The sequence below is a fragment of the Microbacterium kribbense genome, from assembly GCF_039537285.1.
GTDB lineage: Bacteria > Actinomycetota > Actinomycetes > Actinomycetales > Microbacteriaceae > Microbacterium > Microbacterium kribbense.
Genome location: NZ_BAABAF010000007.1, coordinates 107160 through 122935, shown reverse-complemented (window position 1 = coordinate 122935; position 15776 = coordinate 107160). Strand labels below are relative to the sequence as shown.

Annotated in this window: 17 protein-coding genes and 1 tRNA gene; 9 read left to right on the top strand and 9 right to left on the bottom strand. The window is 70.5% G+C overall.

Annotation, left to right across the window (positions count from 1 at the left end; translation table 11 throughout):
* Nucleotides 1–50 precede the first annotated feature (50 nt).
* Together rho and prfA are read left to right on the top strand one after the other, a co-directional pair.
* The gene (gene rho, locus ABD705_RS10040; protein WP_344783116.1) at nucleotides 51–2084 is read left to right on the top strand and encodes a transcription termination factor Rho; all 2034 of its coding nucleotides are present in this window, start codon (nucleotides 51–53) and stop codon (nucleotides 2082–2084) included.
* 27 nt (nucleotides 2085–2111) lie between these two features.
* On the top strand, nucleotides 2112–3191 hold the full coding sequence (gene prfA, locus ABD705_RS10035; protein WP_344783530.1) for a peptide chain release factor 1: 1080 nt from the start codon (nucleotides 2112–2114) through the stop codon (nucleotides 3189–3191).
* A gap of 4 nt (nucleotides 3192–3195) precedes the next feature.
* Here the strand turns inward: prfA and epsC are convergent, their stop codons facing one another.
* The 4 genes from epsC to ABD705_RS10015 form a co-directional block, all read right to left on the bottom strand.
* A complete protein-coding gene (epsC, locus tag ABD705_RS10030; RefSeq protein WP_344783114.1) occupies nucleotides 3196–3765 on the bottom strand; it encodes a serine O-acetyltransferase EpsC in 570 nt (189 codons plus the stop codon).
* Nucleotide 3766: 1 nt separating this feature from the next.
* Nucleotides 3767–4705, bottom strand: a complete 939-nt coding sequence (gene cysK, locus ABD705_RS10025; RefSeq protein WP_344783112.1) for a cysteine synthase A — start codon at nucleotides 4703–4705, stop codon at nucleotides 3767–3769.
* A 130-nt stretch (nucleotides 4706–4835) separates the two neighbouring features.
* Entirely contained in the window at nucleotides 4836–5180 is a 345-nt protein-coding gene (locus ABD705_RS10020) for a histone-like nucleoid-structuring protein Lsr2 (RefSeq protein ID WP_344783110.1), read from the bottom strand.
* Between the two features lie 176 nt (nucleotides 5181–5356).
* Complete coding sequence (locus ABD705_RS10015) at nucleotides 5357–5875, bottom strand: methylated-DNA--[protein]-cysteine S-methyltransferase (protein ID WP_344783108.1); 519 nt, start codon at nucleotides 5873–5875, stop codon at nucleotides 5357–5359.
* 172 nt (nucleotides 5876–6047) lie between these two features.
* Between ABD705_RS10015 and ABD705_RS10010 the strand changes: the two genes are divergently transcribed.
* The 3 genes from ABD705_RS10010 to ABD705_RS10000 all read left to right on the top strand — a co-directional run bounded on the left by ABD705_RS10010 (nucleotide 6048) and on the right by ABD705_RS10000 (nucleotide 10500).
* Nucleotides 6048–9797: an AAA family ATPase gene (locus tag ABD705_RS10010; RefSeq protein WP_425562067.1), complete on the top strand. Its 3750-nt coding sequence runs from the start codon at nucleotides 6048–6050 to the stop codon at nucleotides 9795–9797.
* The gene (locus ABD705_RS10005) at nucleotides 9787–9966 is read left to right on the top strand and encodes a hypothetical protein (protein WP_344783106.1); all 180 of its coding nucleotides are present in this window, start codon (nucleotides 9787–9789) and stop codon (nucleotides 9964–9966) included. Before ABD705_RS10010 ends, ABD705_RS10005 begins: the two co-directional genes overlap by 11 nt.
* 105 nt (nucleotides 9967–10071) lie before the next feature.
* Nucleotides 10072–10500 (top strand): large conductance mechanosensitive channel protein MscL, encoded by a 429-nt coding sequence (locus ABD705_RS10000; protein ID WP_344783104.1) that lies wholly within the window; start codon nucleotides 10072–10074, stop codon nucleotides 10498–10500.
* Nucleotides 10501–10575: 75 nt separating this feature from the next.
* Here ABD705_RS10000 and ABD705_RS09995 read toward each other — a convergent pair whose 3' ends face one another.
* Complete coding sequence (locus ABD705_RS09995) at nucleotides 10576–10875, bottom strand: FmdB family zinc ribbon protein (protein WP_344783102.1); 300 nt, start codon at nucleotides 10873–10875, stop codon at nucleotides 10576–10578.
* A 10-nt stretch (nucleotides 10876–10885) separates the two neighbouring features.
* Nucleotides 10886–11482 (bottom strand): 5-formyltetrahydrofolate cyclo-ligase, encoded by a 597-nt coding sequence (locus tag ABD705_RS09990; protein ID WP_344783100.1) that lies wholly within the window; start codon nucleotides 11480–11482, stop codon nucleotides 10886–10888.
* Nucleotides 11483–11514: 32 nt separating this feature from the next.
* Between ABD705_RS09990 and galU the strand changes: the two genes are divergently transcribed.
* The 4 genes from galU to ABD705_RS09970 all read left to right on the top strand — a co-directional run bounded on the left by galU (nucleotide 11515) and on the right by ABD705_RS09970 (nucleotide 14171).
* Nucleotides 11515–12399 (top strand): UTP--glucose-1-phosphate uridylyltransferase GalU, encoded by an 885-nt coding sequence (gene galU, locus ABD705_RS09985; RefSeq protein ID WP_344783098.1) that lies wholly within the window; start codon nucleotides 11515–11517, stop codon nucleotides 12397–12399.
* Nucleotides 12400–12419: 20 nt separating this feature from the next.
* Nucleotides 12420–13046 (top strand): GNAT family N-acetyltransferase, encoded by a 627-nt coding sequence (locus ABD705_RS09980; protein WP_344783096.1) that lies wholly within the window; start codon nucleotides 12420–12422, stop codon nucleotides 13044–13046.
* A 69-nt stretch (nucleotides 13047–13115) separates the two neighbouring features.
* Complete coding sequence (locus ABD705_RS09975; RefSeq protein WP_344783094.1) at nucleotides 13116–14042, top strand: large exoprotein; 927 nt, start codon at nucleotides 13116–13118, stop codon at nucleotides 14040–14042.
* A 56-nt stretch (nucleotides 14043–14098) separates the two neighbouring features.
* A tRNA-Ala gene (locus ABD705_RS09970) sits at nucleotides 14099–14171 on the top strand.
* Here the strand turns inward: ABD705_RS09970 and ABD705_RS16110 are convergent.
* The 3 genes from ABD705_RS16110 to ABD705_RS09955 all read right to left on the bottom strand — a co-directional run bounded on the left by ABD705_RS16110 (nucleotide 14163) and on the right by ABD705_RS09955 (nucleotide 15741).
* Nucleotides 14163–14654: a PQQ-dependent sugar dehydrogenase gene (locus ABD705_RS16110; protein ID WP_425562066.1), complete on the bottom strand. Its 492-nt coding sequence runs from the start codon at nucleotides 14652–14654 to the stop codon at nucleotides 14163–14165. The genes ABD705_RS09970 and ABD705_RS16110 overlap by 9 nt on opposite strands.
* Before the next feature lie 98 nt (nucleotides 14655–14752).
* Nucleotides 14753–15118, bottom strand: coding sequence for a cyclophilin-like fold protein (locus ABD705_RS09960; RefSeq protein ID WP_344783092.1), 366 nt, complete (start codon nucleotides 15116–15118; stop codon nucleotides 14753–14755).
* Between the two features lie 191 nt (nucleotides 15119–15309).
* Nucleotides 15310–15741, bottom strand: coding sequence for a (R)-mandelonitrile lyase (locus ABD705_RS09955; protein WP_344783090.1), 432 nt, complete (start codon nucleotides 15739–15741; stop codon nucleotides 15310–15312).
* Nucleotides 15742–15776 lie beyond the last annotated feature (35 nt).

Below are 15776 nucleotides of genomic sequence, written 5' to 3'. Positions count from 1 at the left end.
GCCGCCGTGCGGTCATGCATCATCAACCAATCGTTCACAAGGGAGAACTCGTGGAGTCCATCTCCGAGATCCGCACCGCCGACGCATCTGTCGCCGACCGCACCGATGCGGCCGCTCCGGCCGAGGCCGAGCCCGCCAAGGCGCCGCGCAAGCGCGCCCCGCGCCGCGCCAAGACCGAGGTCGTCACGCCCGAGTCGTCGGCGCCCGCCGAGACCCAGGCGCCGGCCGAAGCACCCGCACCGGCCGAAGCACCCGCACCGGCCGAGACGCGCGCACCGGCCGAGGCATCCGCCACCGACGCGTCTGCAGAGGCGCCGGTCAAGAAGACCACCCGGGCCCGCAGGGCCCCGGCCAAGAAGACGGCCGCCGAGGCGGACACCGCATCGGCCGAGTCCGCAGCCGCGCCGGTCGAGGCATCCGACCGCAAGGGCACTGACGCATCCGCCGAGAACGCCGCCGGCCGACCGGCCGACGAGCCCGCTGATTCGTCCGCGGACAAGACCGCCAACAAGCCGGCCGAGAAAACCGCCGCAGACGAGACGGATGCCGCAGCCGGGCAGACCGGTTCTGGCCGAGGACGGTCGGGCCGGGCGCGCGCCGAGGCATCCGACGCCGAGCACGCCGGCGACCACACTGACCGCACCGATCACGGCGATCACACCGATCACGATGATCACACCGATCACGGCGATCACGCCGACGAGCAGAGCAGCGATCAGCCCTCACGCGGCCGCAACCGCAACCGCAACCGCAACCGCAACCGCAGCTCCAACGGCGGCAATGGTTCGCAGCACCAGGGCTCCTCCGCCGACAGCGACGACGACTCGGGCCGCAACCGCCAGCGCGGCAAGCGCCGCGGCCAGGGCGGCGACGAGTTCGAGACCGAGATCAGCGCGGACGATGTCCTGATCCCGATCGCCGGCATCCTGGACGTGCTCGACAACTACGCCTTCGTGCGCACCACCGGCTACCTGCCCGGCGCGAACGACGTGTACGTGTCGCTGGGCCAGGTCAAGAAGTACAACCTGCGCAAGGGCGACGCGATCGTCGGCGCCATCAAGCAGCCGCGCGAGGGCGAGCAGTCCGGCCGCCAGAAGTACCACGCCCTGGTCAAGGTCGACGCGATCAACGGGCTCAGCGTGGAGGACGCCGCCGCGCGCGTCGAGTTCGGCAAGCTGACCCCGCTGTACCCGCAGGAGCGCCTGCGCCTGGAGACGGTGCCCGAGAAGCTGACCCAGCGCATCATCGACCTGATCGCCCCGATCGGCAAGGGTCAGCGCGGGCTCATCGTCGCACCGCCCAAGGCCGGCAAGACGATCGTGCTGCAGCAGATCGCGAACGCCATCGCGACGAACAACCCCGAGGTGCACCTGATGGTCGTCCTCGTCGACGAGCGTCCCGAAGAGGTCACCGACATGGAGCGCACGGTCAAGGGCGAGGTCATCGCCTCGACCTTCGACCGCCCCGCCGAGGACCACACCACGGTCGCGGAGCTGGCCATCGAGCGCGCCAAGCGACTGGTCGAGCTCGGCCGCGACGTGGTCGTGCTGCTGGATTCGATCACGCGGCTCGGCCGCGCCTACAACGTGTCGGCGCCCACCAGCGGCCGCGTGCTCAGCGGCGGCGTGGACGCGGCGGCGCTGTACCCGCCCAAGCGCTTCTTCGGCGCCGCTCGCAACATCGAGAACGGCGGATCGCTCACGATCCTGGCCACGGCGCTGGTGGAGACCGGCTCCAAGATGGATGACGTCATCTTCGAGGAGTTCAAGGGCACCGGCAACAGCGAACTGCGACTGAGCCGCCAGCTGGCCGACAAGCGGATCTTCCCGGCAGTGGACGTGAACGCGTCCAGCACCCGCCGCGAAGAGATGCTGCTGAACCCCGACGAGGTCAGGATCACCTGGAAGCTGCGCCGCGCACTGGCGGGCCTGGACCCGCAGCAGGCCCTGGAGGTCGTGCTCGGCAAGCTGAAGGAGACGCAGTCCAACGTCGAGTTCCTCGTGCAGATGCAGAAGTCGATTCCCGCGCCGGCCGCAGGCCACGGGGGCGGCCACAGCCACGGGCACGAGAACAGCATCCGCTGAGGGTGGCGCGCCGTGTCCGAGCCCGCCATGTTCGAGTCCGTGAGGGCTCTGCTCCAGGAGCACAAGGCCGTCCAGGAGGAGTTGTCCGACCCGGCCGTGCACGCGGATGCGGCGCGCGCCAAGCGGGTGAACCGCCGCTACGCCGAGCTGTCGAAGATCGTCGCGGCGTACGACGCCTGGCGTGCGGCATCCGATGATCTGGATGCCGCACGCGAGCTCGCGCGCGAGGACGACGCCTTCGCCGCAGAGGTGCCCGAGCTCGCCGAGCACCTGGCACAGGCGCAGGAGCGGCTGCGCCGGCTGCTGATCCCGCGCGACCCCGATGACGCCCGCGACGTGATCATGGAGATCAAACAGGGCGAGGGCGGCGCCGAGTCGGCGCTGTTCGCCGCTGATCTGCTGCGCATGTACCTGCAGTACGCCGCCTCGAAGGGCTGGAAGACCGAGCTGCTCGAGCGTAACGAATCGGACCTGGGCGGCTACAAGGACGTGCAGGTCGCGATCAAGGGCTCCGCCGCCGACCCGGCGCAGGGCGTCTGGGCGCACCTGAAGTACGAGGGCGGCGTGCACCGCGTGCAGCGGGTGCCGGCCACCGAGTCGCAAGGGCGCATCCACACCTCGACGACCGGCGTGCTGGTCTTCCCCGAGGTCGATGAGCCCGAAGAGATAGAGATCGGCCCGAACGACCTGAAGATCGACGTCTACCGGTCCTCCGGCCCCGGCGGCCAGTCGGTGAACACCACCGACTCCGCGGTGCGCATCACGCACCTGCCGACCGGCATCGTCGTCTCGATGCAGAACGAGAAGAGCCAGCTGCAGAACCGCGAGGCCGGCATGCGCGTGCTGCGCGCGCGGCTGCTGGCCCGGCAGCAGGAGGAGCTGGCGGCGGCGGCATCCGATGCCCGACACTCGCAGATCCGCGGCATGGACCGCTCCGAGCGGATCCGCACCTACAACTTCCCGGAGAACCGGATCGCCGACCACCGCACCGGCTACAAGGCGTACAACCTCGATCAGGTGATGGACGGCGCTCTGGATCCGGTCATCGAGTCGGCGATCCAGGCCGACGAGCAGGAGCGCCTGGCGGCACTGGCCGACGCGTCCTGACCGGTCAGATGTAGTATTCGGGCGCCGTCAGGAGGGCCCGGGTGTCCTCGCCGGGCCGATGGGCGCGCGGCTTCGCCGGCACCCCGACCAGGACGCTGTCGGGCGGCGCATCGCGCGTCACGACGGCATTCGCCCCGACCGCGCTGCCCGCGCCGATCGTGATCGGCCCCAGCACTTTGGCTCCGGCGCCGACGGCGACCCCGTCGCCGATGGTCGGATGCCGCTTGCCCGCGTTGCGGGTGCGGCCGCCCAGGGTCACCCCGTGGTAGAGCATCACGTCGTCGCCGATCTCGGTCGTCTCGCCGATCACGACACCCATGCCGTGGTCGATGAACAGCCGGCGGCCGATCTCTGCGCCGGGGTGGATCTCGATGCCGGTGAGCCATCGGGTCACCTGCGACCCGGCGCGCGCGACGAACCGCAGCCGGCGCACCCACAGCGCATGCCACACGCGGTAGGCCCACACGGCGTGCAACCCCGGGTACAGCAGCGCGATCTCCAGGCCGCTGCGCGCGGCCGGATCCCGCAGCCGTGCTGCGGCGACATCCTCACGGATCCGTGACCAGACCGACATGTCAGGCCTCGCGCACGTCCGCGAACAGGGCCGTGCTCAGATACCGCTCACCCGTGTCGGGCACGATCACGACGATCCGCTTGCCCGCGTTCTCGGGCCGTGCGGCGACCTGCAGCGCCGCCCACACGGCGGCTCCGGCCGACATGCCGCACAGGATGCCCTCCCGGGCGGCCAGGGCCCGCGAGGTGCTCAGCGAGTCCTCGTAGCCCACGCCGATGACCTCGTCGTAGATCGTCGTGTCCAGCACCGGCGGCACGAAGTTCGGGCCGATGCCCTGGATCCGCGCCGGGCCCGGGTGCCCGGTGGCCAGCAGCGGCGAGTCGCTGGGCTCGACGGCCACCACGCGCACGTCCGGCTTGCGCTGCTTGAGCACCTGGCCGACACCGGTGATGGTGCCGCCGGTGCCGACGCCGGCCACGAAGACATCGACGTCGCCGTCGGTGTCGCGCCAGATCTCCTCGGCGGTGGTGGTGCGGTGGATCTCGGCGTTCGCGGGGTTGTCGAACTGCTTCGCCAGGATCGCCCCCTCCGTCTTGGCGACGATGTCCTCGGCGATCGCGATCGCACCGGTCATGCCCTTGTGCGGGTCGGTCAGCACGACCTCGGCGCCCAGGGCCCGCAGCAGATAGCGGCGCTCCTTGGACAGCGACGCCGGCATCGTGATGATGACGTGGTAGCCGCGGGCTGCGCCCACCAGGGCCAGCGCGATGCCGGTGTTGCCGCTCGTGGACTCCACGATCGTGCCGCCCGGCTTGAGCTCGCCCGAGGCCTCGGCCGCGTTGACCAGAGCGATGCCCAGCCGGTCCTTGACGCTCGAGCCGGGGTTGTAGTACTCGAGCTTTGCCAGCACCTCGGCGCCGAGATCGGCCGTGAGGTGATTCAGGCGCACCAGCGGAGTGTTGCCGAACGCGGTGGTGATATCGGGGTGGATGCCGGGCATGCACGGGCCTTTCCAAGTGAACGGGACAAATCAAGCCTAAGCCCGCGACCGGAGCGGTCCGCGTATGTGACGAATATCAATGCGCCGAATAAGGGTGCCGGACGGCTCCCGATGCGGGTTATCCGCTGATTCAGTGCGCGGCGTCGTACGCGTCGAGAATCGTCGCCGGCACCCGGCCGCGATCGGACACGGTGTAGCCGTTCGCCGCCGCCCACGCCCGGATCGGCGCATAGTCGCGCCGTCCGGCGCCGCCGGCCGTGCGCGAGCCGGTGCCGCGCCGACGCGAGCCGCCCACAGCGCGGGCCGCCGCCACGAAGGGCGCCAGCGCTTCGCGAAGCCGGGCGGCGTTCTGGTCGGTGAGATCTATCTCATAGGAGACACCGTCCAGAGAGAACAGCACGGTCTGACCGGATCCCGGGTCGAGGGTGGTGCCGTCGATGTCGTCAACGAGCTGATGCACGATTTTGCGAGCCATGAGAATACATTAGCGGTCGAAGTCGAATTCGCGCCAATAAGAATTCCGTGCGTCACGCTATTGCTGGGTCAATGCAATACGAACGCCTGTGATCTATTCCCCCGATCGCAGCAATACCGCCGTATTCTGCGGGTCAATACGGTGATATCGGAAGTGCCGGGTGCGCTGCCGGCGGCCTACTCGCCGGCAGCGCGCTCGAGCTCGAGCAGGAACCGCTTGACCTCGAGCCGACCGCCGTACCCGCCGATCGTGCCGTCGGCGTGCACCACCCGGTGCACCGGGACGATGATCGAGAACGGTGAGCCGGCGCAGGCGTTGCCCACGGCCCGCGCCGCACGGGGATGGCCGGCCATCGCTGCGATCTCGCCGTACCCGGCGGTCTGGCCGTATGGCACGTCGCAGACCTGTTGCAGCGCCGCGCGCGCGAATCCCTGCACCAGCCGCCAGTCCAGCGGCACGTCGAATCGTCGCCGCGACCCGGCGAAGTACTCGTCCAGCTGCCGGCGCACCTGCCCGGCGCCGTCGTCGTCCCGGCCGATCACGGTGCGCAGGCTGCGGGTCAGCCGTGCGAGGAGGGCGTAGAGATCCCGTTCCTGTTCATCGCCGCGCAGCACGTCGGCGGTGACCAGCCCCTCGTCGCCGCTGACCAGCAGCACGTCGCCTACCGGGGTGGAGTGCACTGCGAAGGTCGTCATGCTCCCATCCTGGCAAGCGTGCGAGGGCGCCGGGCGCCGCAGCGGCCGATCTGTGCACAGCGGCATCCGCGCCCCCGGCTGGGGAGGAACGGCCGATCAGTCCGGCGCGTCGCGCCGATTCGCATGAAACTCCCCCAGGGTACCGGCGCCCGGGCGACGCTCCGCTTAGGGTATGTCTGTGTGGCGAGGTGAGGGCGGCGGTGCGGTGGCAGGCGTGGCAGACGCGGCCCCGGCGGATGTGATGCCGGAATCACTCACGCTCGCGGAGTCGGGGGTGAGCGTGATGCACGTGGCCGAGCCGGAGCGCGAGCGCATCCGCGACCAGGCGGCCGGCCTCGGCGGCCGCTCCACGCTGCTGTGCTTCCACGAGGGGGTCGACGTCGGCATCGAGATGACCGGGGCGCACCCGGGCAGCCTGCCGCAGTTCATCACCGGTCGCTCCACGCTGCTGTCGAACCTGTTCCGCGACGAGGTCGCGCTGCGCAATGCGCGGATCACCGCCGGTCAGATCGTCGCGAAGAACGTCGAGCTGCGCACCGCCCGCGGGCTGGATCTGGTGCGCCTGGGCGTGGGTCTGGCGACCTGGACCCACGACGATCGCATGCACAGCGCCCCGGTGCTGCTGCGTCCCACCGCCATCCGCCGGCACCTGCGCGACTTCGAGCTCAAGCTGCACGGCTCCTTCACTGCCAACCCCGAGCTGGTGCGCGCCCTGGCCGAGCAGTTCGACGTGCAGGTCGACGGCGCGCGCCTGGCGGCGCTGGTGCGCGACGGCGGCGTGTTCCGGCCGCAGACGGTCATCGACATGCTGCGCCGGCTGACCGCGCACATCCCGTCCTTCAGCGTGCGCCCGCGCCTCGTGATCTCCACCTTCGGCGATGTCGGCGCGCACATCCAGCGCGACCTCGTCGACCTCGACTCCCCGGTGCTGAACGCGCTGGCCGGCCACAGCGGCGACCGCGAGCTGCTGATGCTGCACCGGCGCCGGCCCGCCGTCACCGATCCGGATGAGCGGCCACCGGCATCCGACACGCTGCTGCTGGACGCCGACGCCGAGCAGGAGGAGGTGCTCGCGCGGATCACCGACGGCCAGTCCCTCGTCGTGCACACGCTGCCCGGCACCGGCGGCACCCAGACGGTGATCAACGCGCTGGGGGCACTCATCGACGACGGCAAGCGCGTGCTCGTGGTCAGCGCGCGCCGTTCCACACTGGAGGGCGTGCGGCACCGGCTGGCCGGCATCGGACTGGGCGGCCTGGCGGTCTCGCCCACGCACCTGCGCCGCGACCTGATCCGTGCCATCGGCCGCAACGAGAAAGCCGCACAGCCGAAGATCGCCGACATCGACGATGCGCTGGTGCGGCTGCGCACGGTGCTGCGCGACTATCGCGGCGCGCTGGCGGCGCCGCGCCCGGAACTCGGCGCGTCGGCGCTGGACGTCGTGCGCGAGCTGACTGCACTGGCCGCCGCCGGCCAGAGCCCCGGCACCGCCGCCCGCTTCGATGCCGCCACGCTGCAGCGGCTGAGGTCCAGCCGCCCGCAGGCGGCCGACAAGCTGACCACCGCCGCGCGCCTGGGCGAGTTCCGGTTCGGGCCGGACGACTCGCCGTGGTACGGCGTGGCCTTCGCCTCGACCGAGGCGGCGCGCAGCGCCCACGCGCTGGCCCACCGCCTGCACCGCGACGATGTGCCGGCCCTGCTGGAGCGCGGCTACGCGCTGATCGCGCAGACGCGGATGCGGCCATTTCGCACCGTGGCAGAGCTGGGTCAGTACCTGGACCTGCTGCGCGGCATCCGTGATTCGCTCGACAAGTTCAGCCCCACCGTGTTCGAGCGCCCGCTGGGCGAGCTCATCGCCGCGCACGCGCCGCGTCGCGACGCGCCGCAGCTGTCCGGCGCCAACCGCCGTCGGCTGCGCCGCCTGTCGCGCGAGTACGTGCGGCCCGGCGTGCACGTGACCGACATGTACGACGCGCTGGTGCGCATCCAGCAGCAGCGCACGCAGTGGGAGTCCTACGCCGACGCCGCCATCGCCGTGCCGGAGGTCCCGGTGGGCCTGGCCGACGTGCACGGCGTGTGGCAGCGCACGCAGGCGGGGCTGGACGAGCTCGACCAGGTGCTGCGGCGCGCCGACCACGGCCGGCCCGAAGCGCTGAGCACTCTGCCGGTGCAGCGGCTGGTGCGGGAGCTGGCGGGGCTGGCGGCCGAGTCCGAGTACTTCGACAACCTCATCGAGCGCGCGAGCCTGCGCGCCGAGCTGGCCCAGATGGGCCTGGAGCAGCTGCTGGTCGAGCTGTCGGTGCGACACGTGAGCGAAGACCGGGTGCGCGCCGAACTGGAGTACGCCTGGTGGCAGTCCGCGCTGGAGTACCTGCTGCGCTCGGACCGGGCGCTGCTGGGCGCGAACACCGCCGTGGTGGACCGTCTGGAACGCGACTACCGACTGGTGGACGAGGCCCATGTCGCGGCATCCGGCTCGTTGCTGGCCGCGCGCCTTTCCACGCAGTGGCGGATCGGCATCGTCGATCACGCCGACGAAGCGGCGCGTCTCAAGCGCGCGCTGCAGGCCGGCGAGATCACGGCGACCGAGCTGGTGCGCACCGCTCCCGCCCTGTCGGCCACGCTCGTGCCGGCCTGGATCGCCTCGCCGTACGAGGTGCCGCGCATCCCCGACGACGTCGAATTCGATGTCGTGCTGCTGGCCGATGCCGGCGCGCTGTCGCTGGCCGAAGCCGCCCCCGCGCTGCGGCGGGCGCGTCAGGTGGTCGCGTTCGGTGACCCGGTCACCCAGCAGCCCACACCCTTCCGGATCGCCACCGGACCGCTCGGCCCGGAGGACGAGCCGGACGAGTCCGCCGAGCCGTTCGACGCGATCAGCGTCTTCGAGCGCCTGGCCGAGCTGCTGCCGGTCGAGACGCTCACGCACAGCTACCGCGCCGGCGGCGAGGACCTCGCCGAGCTGGTCAACGACGCCTTCTACGGCGGCGAGCTCGTCTCGCTGCCCTGGGCCGGTTCGTACCTGGGCCGCGGCAGCCTGTCGGTCGACTACGTCGAGGGCGGGATGGGCGTGCCCGATCCCGACACCGGCGCCGTGGAGAGCCCGGACGCCGAGGTCGCGCGCGTGGTCACCCTCGTGATCGAGCATGCCGTCAATCGCGGCGCCGAGTCGCTGATGGTGGTCACCGCCAGCGCGCGGCATGCCGAGCGGGTGCGCGTGGCGGTGGATGCCGCCTTCGCCGGCCGTTCGGACGTGGCCGACTTCGTCTCGCGCGACACCGCCGAGCCGCTGGCCGTGCTGACGCTGGAGGAATCGGTCGCCGAGAGCCGGGACCGCGTGATCTTCTCGCTCGGCTTCGGCCTGACCCGGCATGGCCGGGTGCTCAGCGACTTCGGCGACCTGTCCACACCGGACGGCGAGCGGCTGCTGACGGTGGGAATGACCCGCGCCCGCCGCTCGATGGTGATCGTCTCCTGCATCCGGCCGTCGGCATTCGACGACGGGCGTCTGCAATACGGTGCGGCCACCCTGATGACGGTGCTCGGCGGCATCGCCACGCGGGCGCGCGACGCGCGGCTGGAGGATCTCGCCGACCCGCTCACGCTCGCCCTCGCGCGCGAGCTGCGACGCCTGGGCGTCTCGGTGGACGTGCACTACCGCGGCCTGCTGCCGCTGGTGGCCCAGTACGGCGGCAAGGCGGTGATCGCCGAGAGCGACCCCGAGACCGGCGCCGGGTCGCTGCGCGAGTCGCTGCGGCTGCGCCCACAGGTGCTGCGCCGGCTCGGGTGGCATTATGTACGCGTGCACTCCTTCGATCTCTACAGCAATCCCGCCGATGTCGCGGCGCGGATCGCCGGCATCCTGGGCGTGCACCCGGAGACCCCGACCGCCGATGCCGACACGCAGCCGATCGATGTCGACTGATCCCATCCGCCGCCAGCGGATCGTGCATGCGCGCGGTGCGCGGCGCGCACGGCTGACGCCGGCACCGGGGACCACGGCCGAGCCCGTCGCCGCCGACGAGCAGACGCCGGAGGGGAATGTCGGCCCCAACGACGAGCGGATGCGGCGCGAGAAGCCGCCGCACTACTGAGCGCCGGGCGCGCCGACACGCGCGGGACCCACTGACATCGGAACGTCGCTGCCCTATTGTGTGAGGCGGCGGTAGACCACCGCCGCCTGTCAGAGGGGGCAGCAAATGATTCGTGGATTCAAGAACTTCCTGATGCGCGGAGACGTGATCACCGTAGCCATCGGGCTGGTCGTCGCACTGGCGTTCAGCACTCTGGTGAAGGCCTTCACAGACTTCGTCATCAACCCGCTGATCGCGGCGGCCGGAGGCGGCAAGGGCGTCGGCCTCGGCTGGCAGCTGGGCGCGGCGGGCAACAAGGCCACCTACCTGGACCTGGGCTCGTTCATCTCGGCGATCATCTACTTCATCATCTTCATGGCGGTGGTGTACTTCGTGATCGTCGTGCCGTACAAGACGATCCAGGCCCGGCGCGGCGTGACCGTGTTCGGCGACCCGGCACCCACCAAGACCTGCCCGGCGTGCCTGTCCGAAGACCTTCCGGCCGCGGCGAGCAAGTGCCTGCACTGCGGCACTGAGCAGCCCGCAGCTGCCTGACTGACACACCAGACGCCCCGTGGATCCGTTCCGCGGGGCGTCTGGTGTTGGTTCCGGCCGGGCCGGGTGCTCGCGTCAGGATGCCGCAGTCGGCGTCGGTGCGGCCTTCGGCTTTTCGGTCTTCTCCGGCTTCGGCGATGTGGTCGCACCGCTGCCCGAGCTGTGGCTGTGGCTGTGCCCGTGACCGGGGGACGGCGTCTTGCGCGAGTCGGTGCGGTAGAAGCCCGGGCCGTTGAAGGTGACCCCGATCGAGCCGTACTGCTTGCGCAGCGCGCCGCCGCACACCGGGCAGACGGTCAGTGCCGGGTCGGCGAAGGACTGCACGGCATCGAAATGATGACCGCACTGCTTGCAGGCATACGCGTAAGTGGGCATTGCTCTCCTGTCAGCGCCGCTGTGGCGCGAGTGTCACGGTGCGTGTGGGCGTGACGACGCCGCCGACCGGCTGGTCGTGCACGTCGCGCGGCACCTCGTCGACGAGCTCGGTGTCGTAGACGACCGCGTACACCGGCGGGCCGTCCTGCATCGAGCCGATCGTCTTGTCGAAATATCCGCGGCCCCAGCCCAGTCGCATTCCGGTGCGATCGACGGCGGCGGCGGGAATGATCATCAGGTCGACCTCGCCCACCGCGATGGGGCCGAGCAGATCGCCGGCCGGCTCGGGCATCCCGAGCAGACCCTCGACCAGTTCGCCGTCCGGATCGGCGACGGCCCAGTCCAGCAGGCCGTCGACGCGGGTGATGGGCAGCAGCACGCGGATGCCGCGCTCGGTGGCGGCGCGCACGAAGGCACGCGTGCCCGGCTCGGTCCGCGTGGACAGGTAGCACGAGACCGACCGTGCCCCGGTGGCCTGCACCAGGGCATTCAGCTGCGTGGTGATCCCGGATTCGGCGTCACGCCGTGCGGCCTCGGTGAGCAATTGGCGACGTTCGCGCAGTTCAGCGCGCAGCGCGCGCTTGGCATTGTCGATCGGGTCGGCCATGCTCCTGATTCTACGGTCGATAACATATGGGGATGACCCACAAGCCCTTCAAGGCCGTGATCCCCGCCGCGGGCCTCGGTACCCGCTTCCTGCCCGCAACCAAGGCGATGCCCAAAGAGATGCTGCCGGTCGTGGACAAGCCGGCGATCCAATACGTCGTGGAAGAGGCCGTGGACTCCGGGATCGACGATGTGCTGATCGTCGTGGGTCGCAACAAGAACACGATCGCCAATCACTTCGACGCCGTGCCCGAATTGGAGTCGACCCTGCAGCGCAAGGGCGACGACGACCGGCTCCGGAAGGTGCAGTACTCCAGCGACCTGGCCGACATCCACACGGTGCGTCAGGGCGATCCGCTCGGGCTCGGACATGCGGTCCTGCGCGCCAAGGCCCATGTCGGCGACCATCCGTTCGCCGTGCTGCTGGGCGATGACCTCATCGACTCGCGTGACCCGCTGCTGACGACCATGCTGGCCGCGTTCGACAAGCGCGGCGCTGCCGTGATCGCGCTGATGGAGGTCGACCCGGCCCAGATCCACATGTACGGTGTCGCCGCCGTCGAGGCGACCGGCGAGGCGGACGTGGTGCGGGTCACCGGCCTGGTCGAGAAGCCCAGCAACGAGGACGCGCCGTCGAATCTGGCCATCATCGGCCGCTATGTGCTGCCGCCGGAGGTGTTCGGCGTCCTCGAGCACACCCCGCCCGGCAAGGGCGGCGAGATCCAGCTCACCGATGCGCTGCAGGAGATGGCTCAGGATCCGGAGGCCGGGGTGTATGGGGTGGTCTTCCGTGGACGCCGCTATGACACCGGCGATAAGGTCGACTACATCAAGGCCATCGTGCAGCTGGCTGCCGATCGGGCGGACCTGGGACCGGAGCTGCGGCCCTGGTTCAAGGAGTTCGCGGCGACGCTGTAGGCGCCGTGCGAGGGGGCGAAGTGGATCTCACCGACCCGCAGCAGCATGGGGCCGTTTCGATCCGGCTGATCCGGACCAAGGACGCGCGCGTGCTGCAGCATCAACTGATCTCCAACCGCGGCTGGCTGCGGCCGTGGGAGGCGACCAGCCCGGACGGTCCGGTGTCGCTGGACATGCGCCTGAGCATCCGGCGGCTGCTGCAGCAGTACCGCGACGGCAACGGCGTGCCGTTCGTGATGGAGTGGGAAGGCGCCGTCGCCGGTCAGCTGAACGTGTGGGGGATCGCGCGCGGCTCACTCGCCTCGGCGACCATCGGGTACTGGGTCAGCGAGAACTACGCCGGTCGTGACGTCACGCCGACCGCCGTGGCGCTGGCGACCGACTTCTGCTTCCGCGAGATGCGGCTGCACCGCATGGAGATCTGCATCCGCCCCGAGAACAAGGCCAGTCTGCGGGTCGTCGAGAAGCTCGGCTTCCGCTACGAGGGCCTGCGTCGGCGCTACATCCACATCGACGGCGACTGGCGTGACCACTACGCGTTCGCGCTCACGCGCGAAGACGTGCCCGATGGTGTGCTGGCGCGGTGGGTGGCCGGGCGCGCGCCGCAGTCCGCCGCCGCCATCCCGCCGGCGGACCGGCAGGTCTGAGCCCCTCCGCCGGTCCGACACGCGGAGCGTTGCCGCCGAAGGCGGTGCCGGTCGCATACCGTGGTGTGCATGGGTGGGCAGGTGTGGGGTGGCGGGGTCATCGTGCTGGTGGCGGTGGCGCTGTGGCTGGTGTACCTGCTGCCGAGCTGGCACAGTCGGCATCAGTACGATGCGGCCACGCGCAATGCGGTACGGCTGAACCAGGCGCTGCGGGTGCTGGCCGAGACCAGCGAGACACCCGACGAGGTGCGGCTCGAGCTGACCGCGCGCACGGCGCTGGCCCAGCAGAAGCTGGCGCGCAAGGCGCAGGCCGAACGCGATGGGCTCGCCAGACGCGCGCAGGCCGAGCAGGAGGACCTCGCCACACAGACGCTCGTGGAGCAGCAGCGGACCGAGCACGCAATGCGGCAGGTCCGGCTCGAGCAGGCGCGCGCGCAGCGCGCCGCCGTGCAGCGGCTGCCCGAGGTGCGGCGGACCCGTGCTCGGCGCCGGGCACGGCTGACCGTGACGATCGTCGGTGCGCTCGGCCTGATCGTGGCCGGTCTCGGGGTGCTGCCGCTTTTGGCGACCGGCGTGCAGACGCTCGTGTGGGCCGGGTCGGCGGTGGCGGTCGGGTGCGCCCTGCTGCTGGTGCGGATGGCGCGGGTGCGCGCACGGGCCGAGGCCGCACCGGTCGTGGTCCGGACGTTTGCTGCCGGGCGGACCGCGCTGCCGGTGCACGATTTCGCGGTCGGCGACGAGCGTGGCTGGCAGCCGCGGGAGCTGCCCCGGCCCCTCGCCTCGTCGGCCGGATCGCGCGCGGCAGCGGTGCTGGATGCTGCGGCAGCGCGGGAACGGCTGCGTCAGGCGACGCTGGACGAGCCGTTGCGCGAGCGCGCCGAGGCCGAGCGGCCGCCCCAGCTGGAGCAGGCGCGGGTGGCGCGGATGGGTCACATCGACGACGCCGAGATCGAAGCGCACGTGCGTGAGATGCTGCGCCAGCGCGCGGCCGGCTGACCCGTCGTCGGTGCGCATCGCGCTCGCCGAGTCATGATAATCTTGCTGAGGTTCACGGGCCTGTGGCGCAGTTGGTAGCGCGCTTCGTTCGCAATGAAGAGGTCAGGGGTTCGAATCCCCTCAGGTCCACGTAATCGGAAACGTTCGAACCCTGCCCCGCTTCAACGCCGGGCAGGGTTCGTTCGTTGTGGGGACTGGGGTCGCTGGCGAGGATCGTGGCGATGGCCTGCTTGGGTGTGATGGTCGCGGTGTCGTCGTCTTCGAGGGTGATCCGGTCGAAGAGTGCCCGGTTGAGCATGCGCCGTTCGGCTGGTTCGGCCTTGGCGTAGAGGTCGCCGAGGTCGGGTCTCCATCTGGAACGCTCTGAAGATGCTCTGGCGCAGCGAACAGGTTGCCGTCCGCGTCCCACGCGATCCCCTGAGGGTTGCGGTGTCCGAGGCTGTACACGAGCGAGCCGGGGAATGGGTTGTCGCCCGGGATGCCCCCGTTCGGGGTCATCCGGAGGATCTTCCCGCCGGGATCGTCGAGACTCTGGGCTGCCTCCCGTCGGCCGGCGTCACCCGTCGTGGCATACTTCCCGCGTAAGGGTGAATCGGTGGATGCGGTTCTCATCCGCACCGGTCGAGTAGGCGTAAAGGCGTTGCCGGTCGTCGAGCGCGAGGCCCAGAAGCCCCGATTCCCCGGTGTGGACCGGCGTCTGAACATCGCCGTCACTCGCCGACGACCTCTATCGTGACCTGGCCGCCCTCGAGGAGCGCGAGCTGGTCGGCGGCGGCGGAGTACGTCCCGATGTGAATGGTGGCGTCCGAGTAGTCGATGCCATCGGCGTTGTAATAGAACCCCAGGTTCCCCCACGACGCGAAGTAGATGAGATCCCCGTTCTCCGGGTCGGATCCCGGCGATCCCTCGGTCGTCAGTTCCGGGTCGAAGTAGGCGATCTTCTCCCGGCCGTTGAACTCCTCGAACGTCATCTCGAGCGGAAGCCGGGAGAGGAAGTCGCGCACGGTGGGGCTGTCCTCCCCGACGGTGACACCCACCGAGGTCCGGTCGGACGCGAAACGCACGACGGTGCCCACGATCTGATCGACGGCGGCGGACTCCGACCGGGTCGGCGCGGGTGGCGATTCCGTCTGAGCCGGCGCGGGCGAGGTCGACGTCGCGGACGGGCTCGTCGGGCCGGCGCCGGGCGTCGCTTCCGTGGTCGTCCCGCAGCCGGTGAGAAGCGCCGCGAGGACAACTGCGGCAAGTGCGGGCAGAAGCGGCTTCCTCATCGGTCACCCCCGTCGACCTCGGCATCGGCGAGCCCTTGGTACTCGGCATTGGTGACGTGCTCCTTCCAGACGGTGCTGGTGGCCGGGTCGTCGCCGGCCTCGAACATCGCGATGTGCTCCATGAAGAACCCGGATGCGGCGGCATGCCAGTGGTCCTGCCCTGGCGGGGTGTACAGCGTCTGGCCGGGATGGACCTCGATGATCTGGCCGTCTCGGGTGCCGAACCGGGCAACGCCCTGGGTGACGCGCAGGTACTGGCCGCGCGCGTGCGAGTGCCAGGCGGTGCGGGCTCCGGGAGCGAACCGTACGATCGCGACCGACATGCGTTGATCGGCGGTGTTCGGGGTGGCGATCATGTCGACCCATACGTCGCCCGCGAACTGCTCGGGCGGGTTCTTCACGGTCGGTGAGGCCGGTTCGATGTTCATTCGGATCTCCTGGTCGGTTCTCTGCTGCGCGAGCG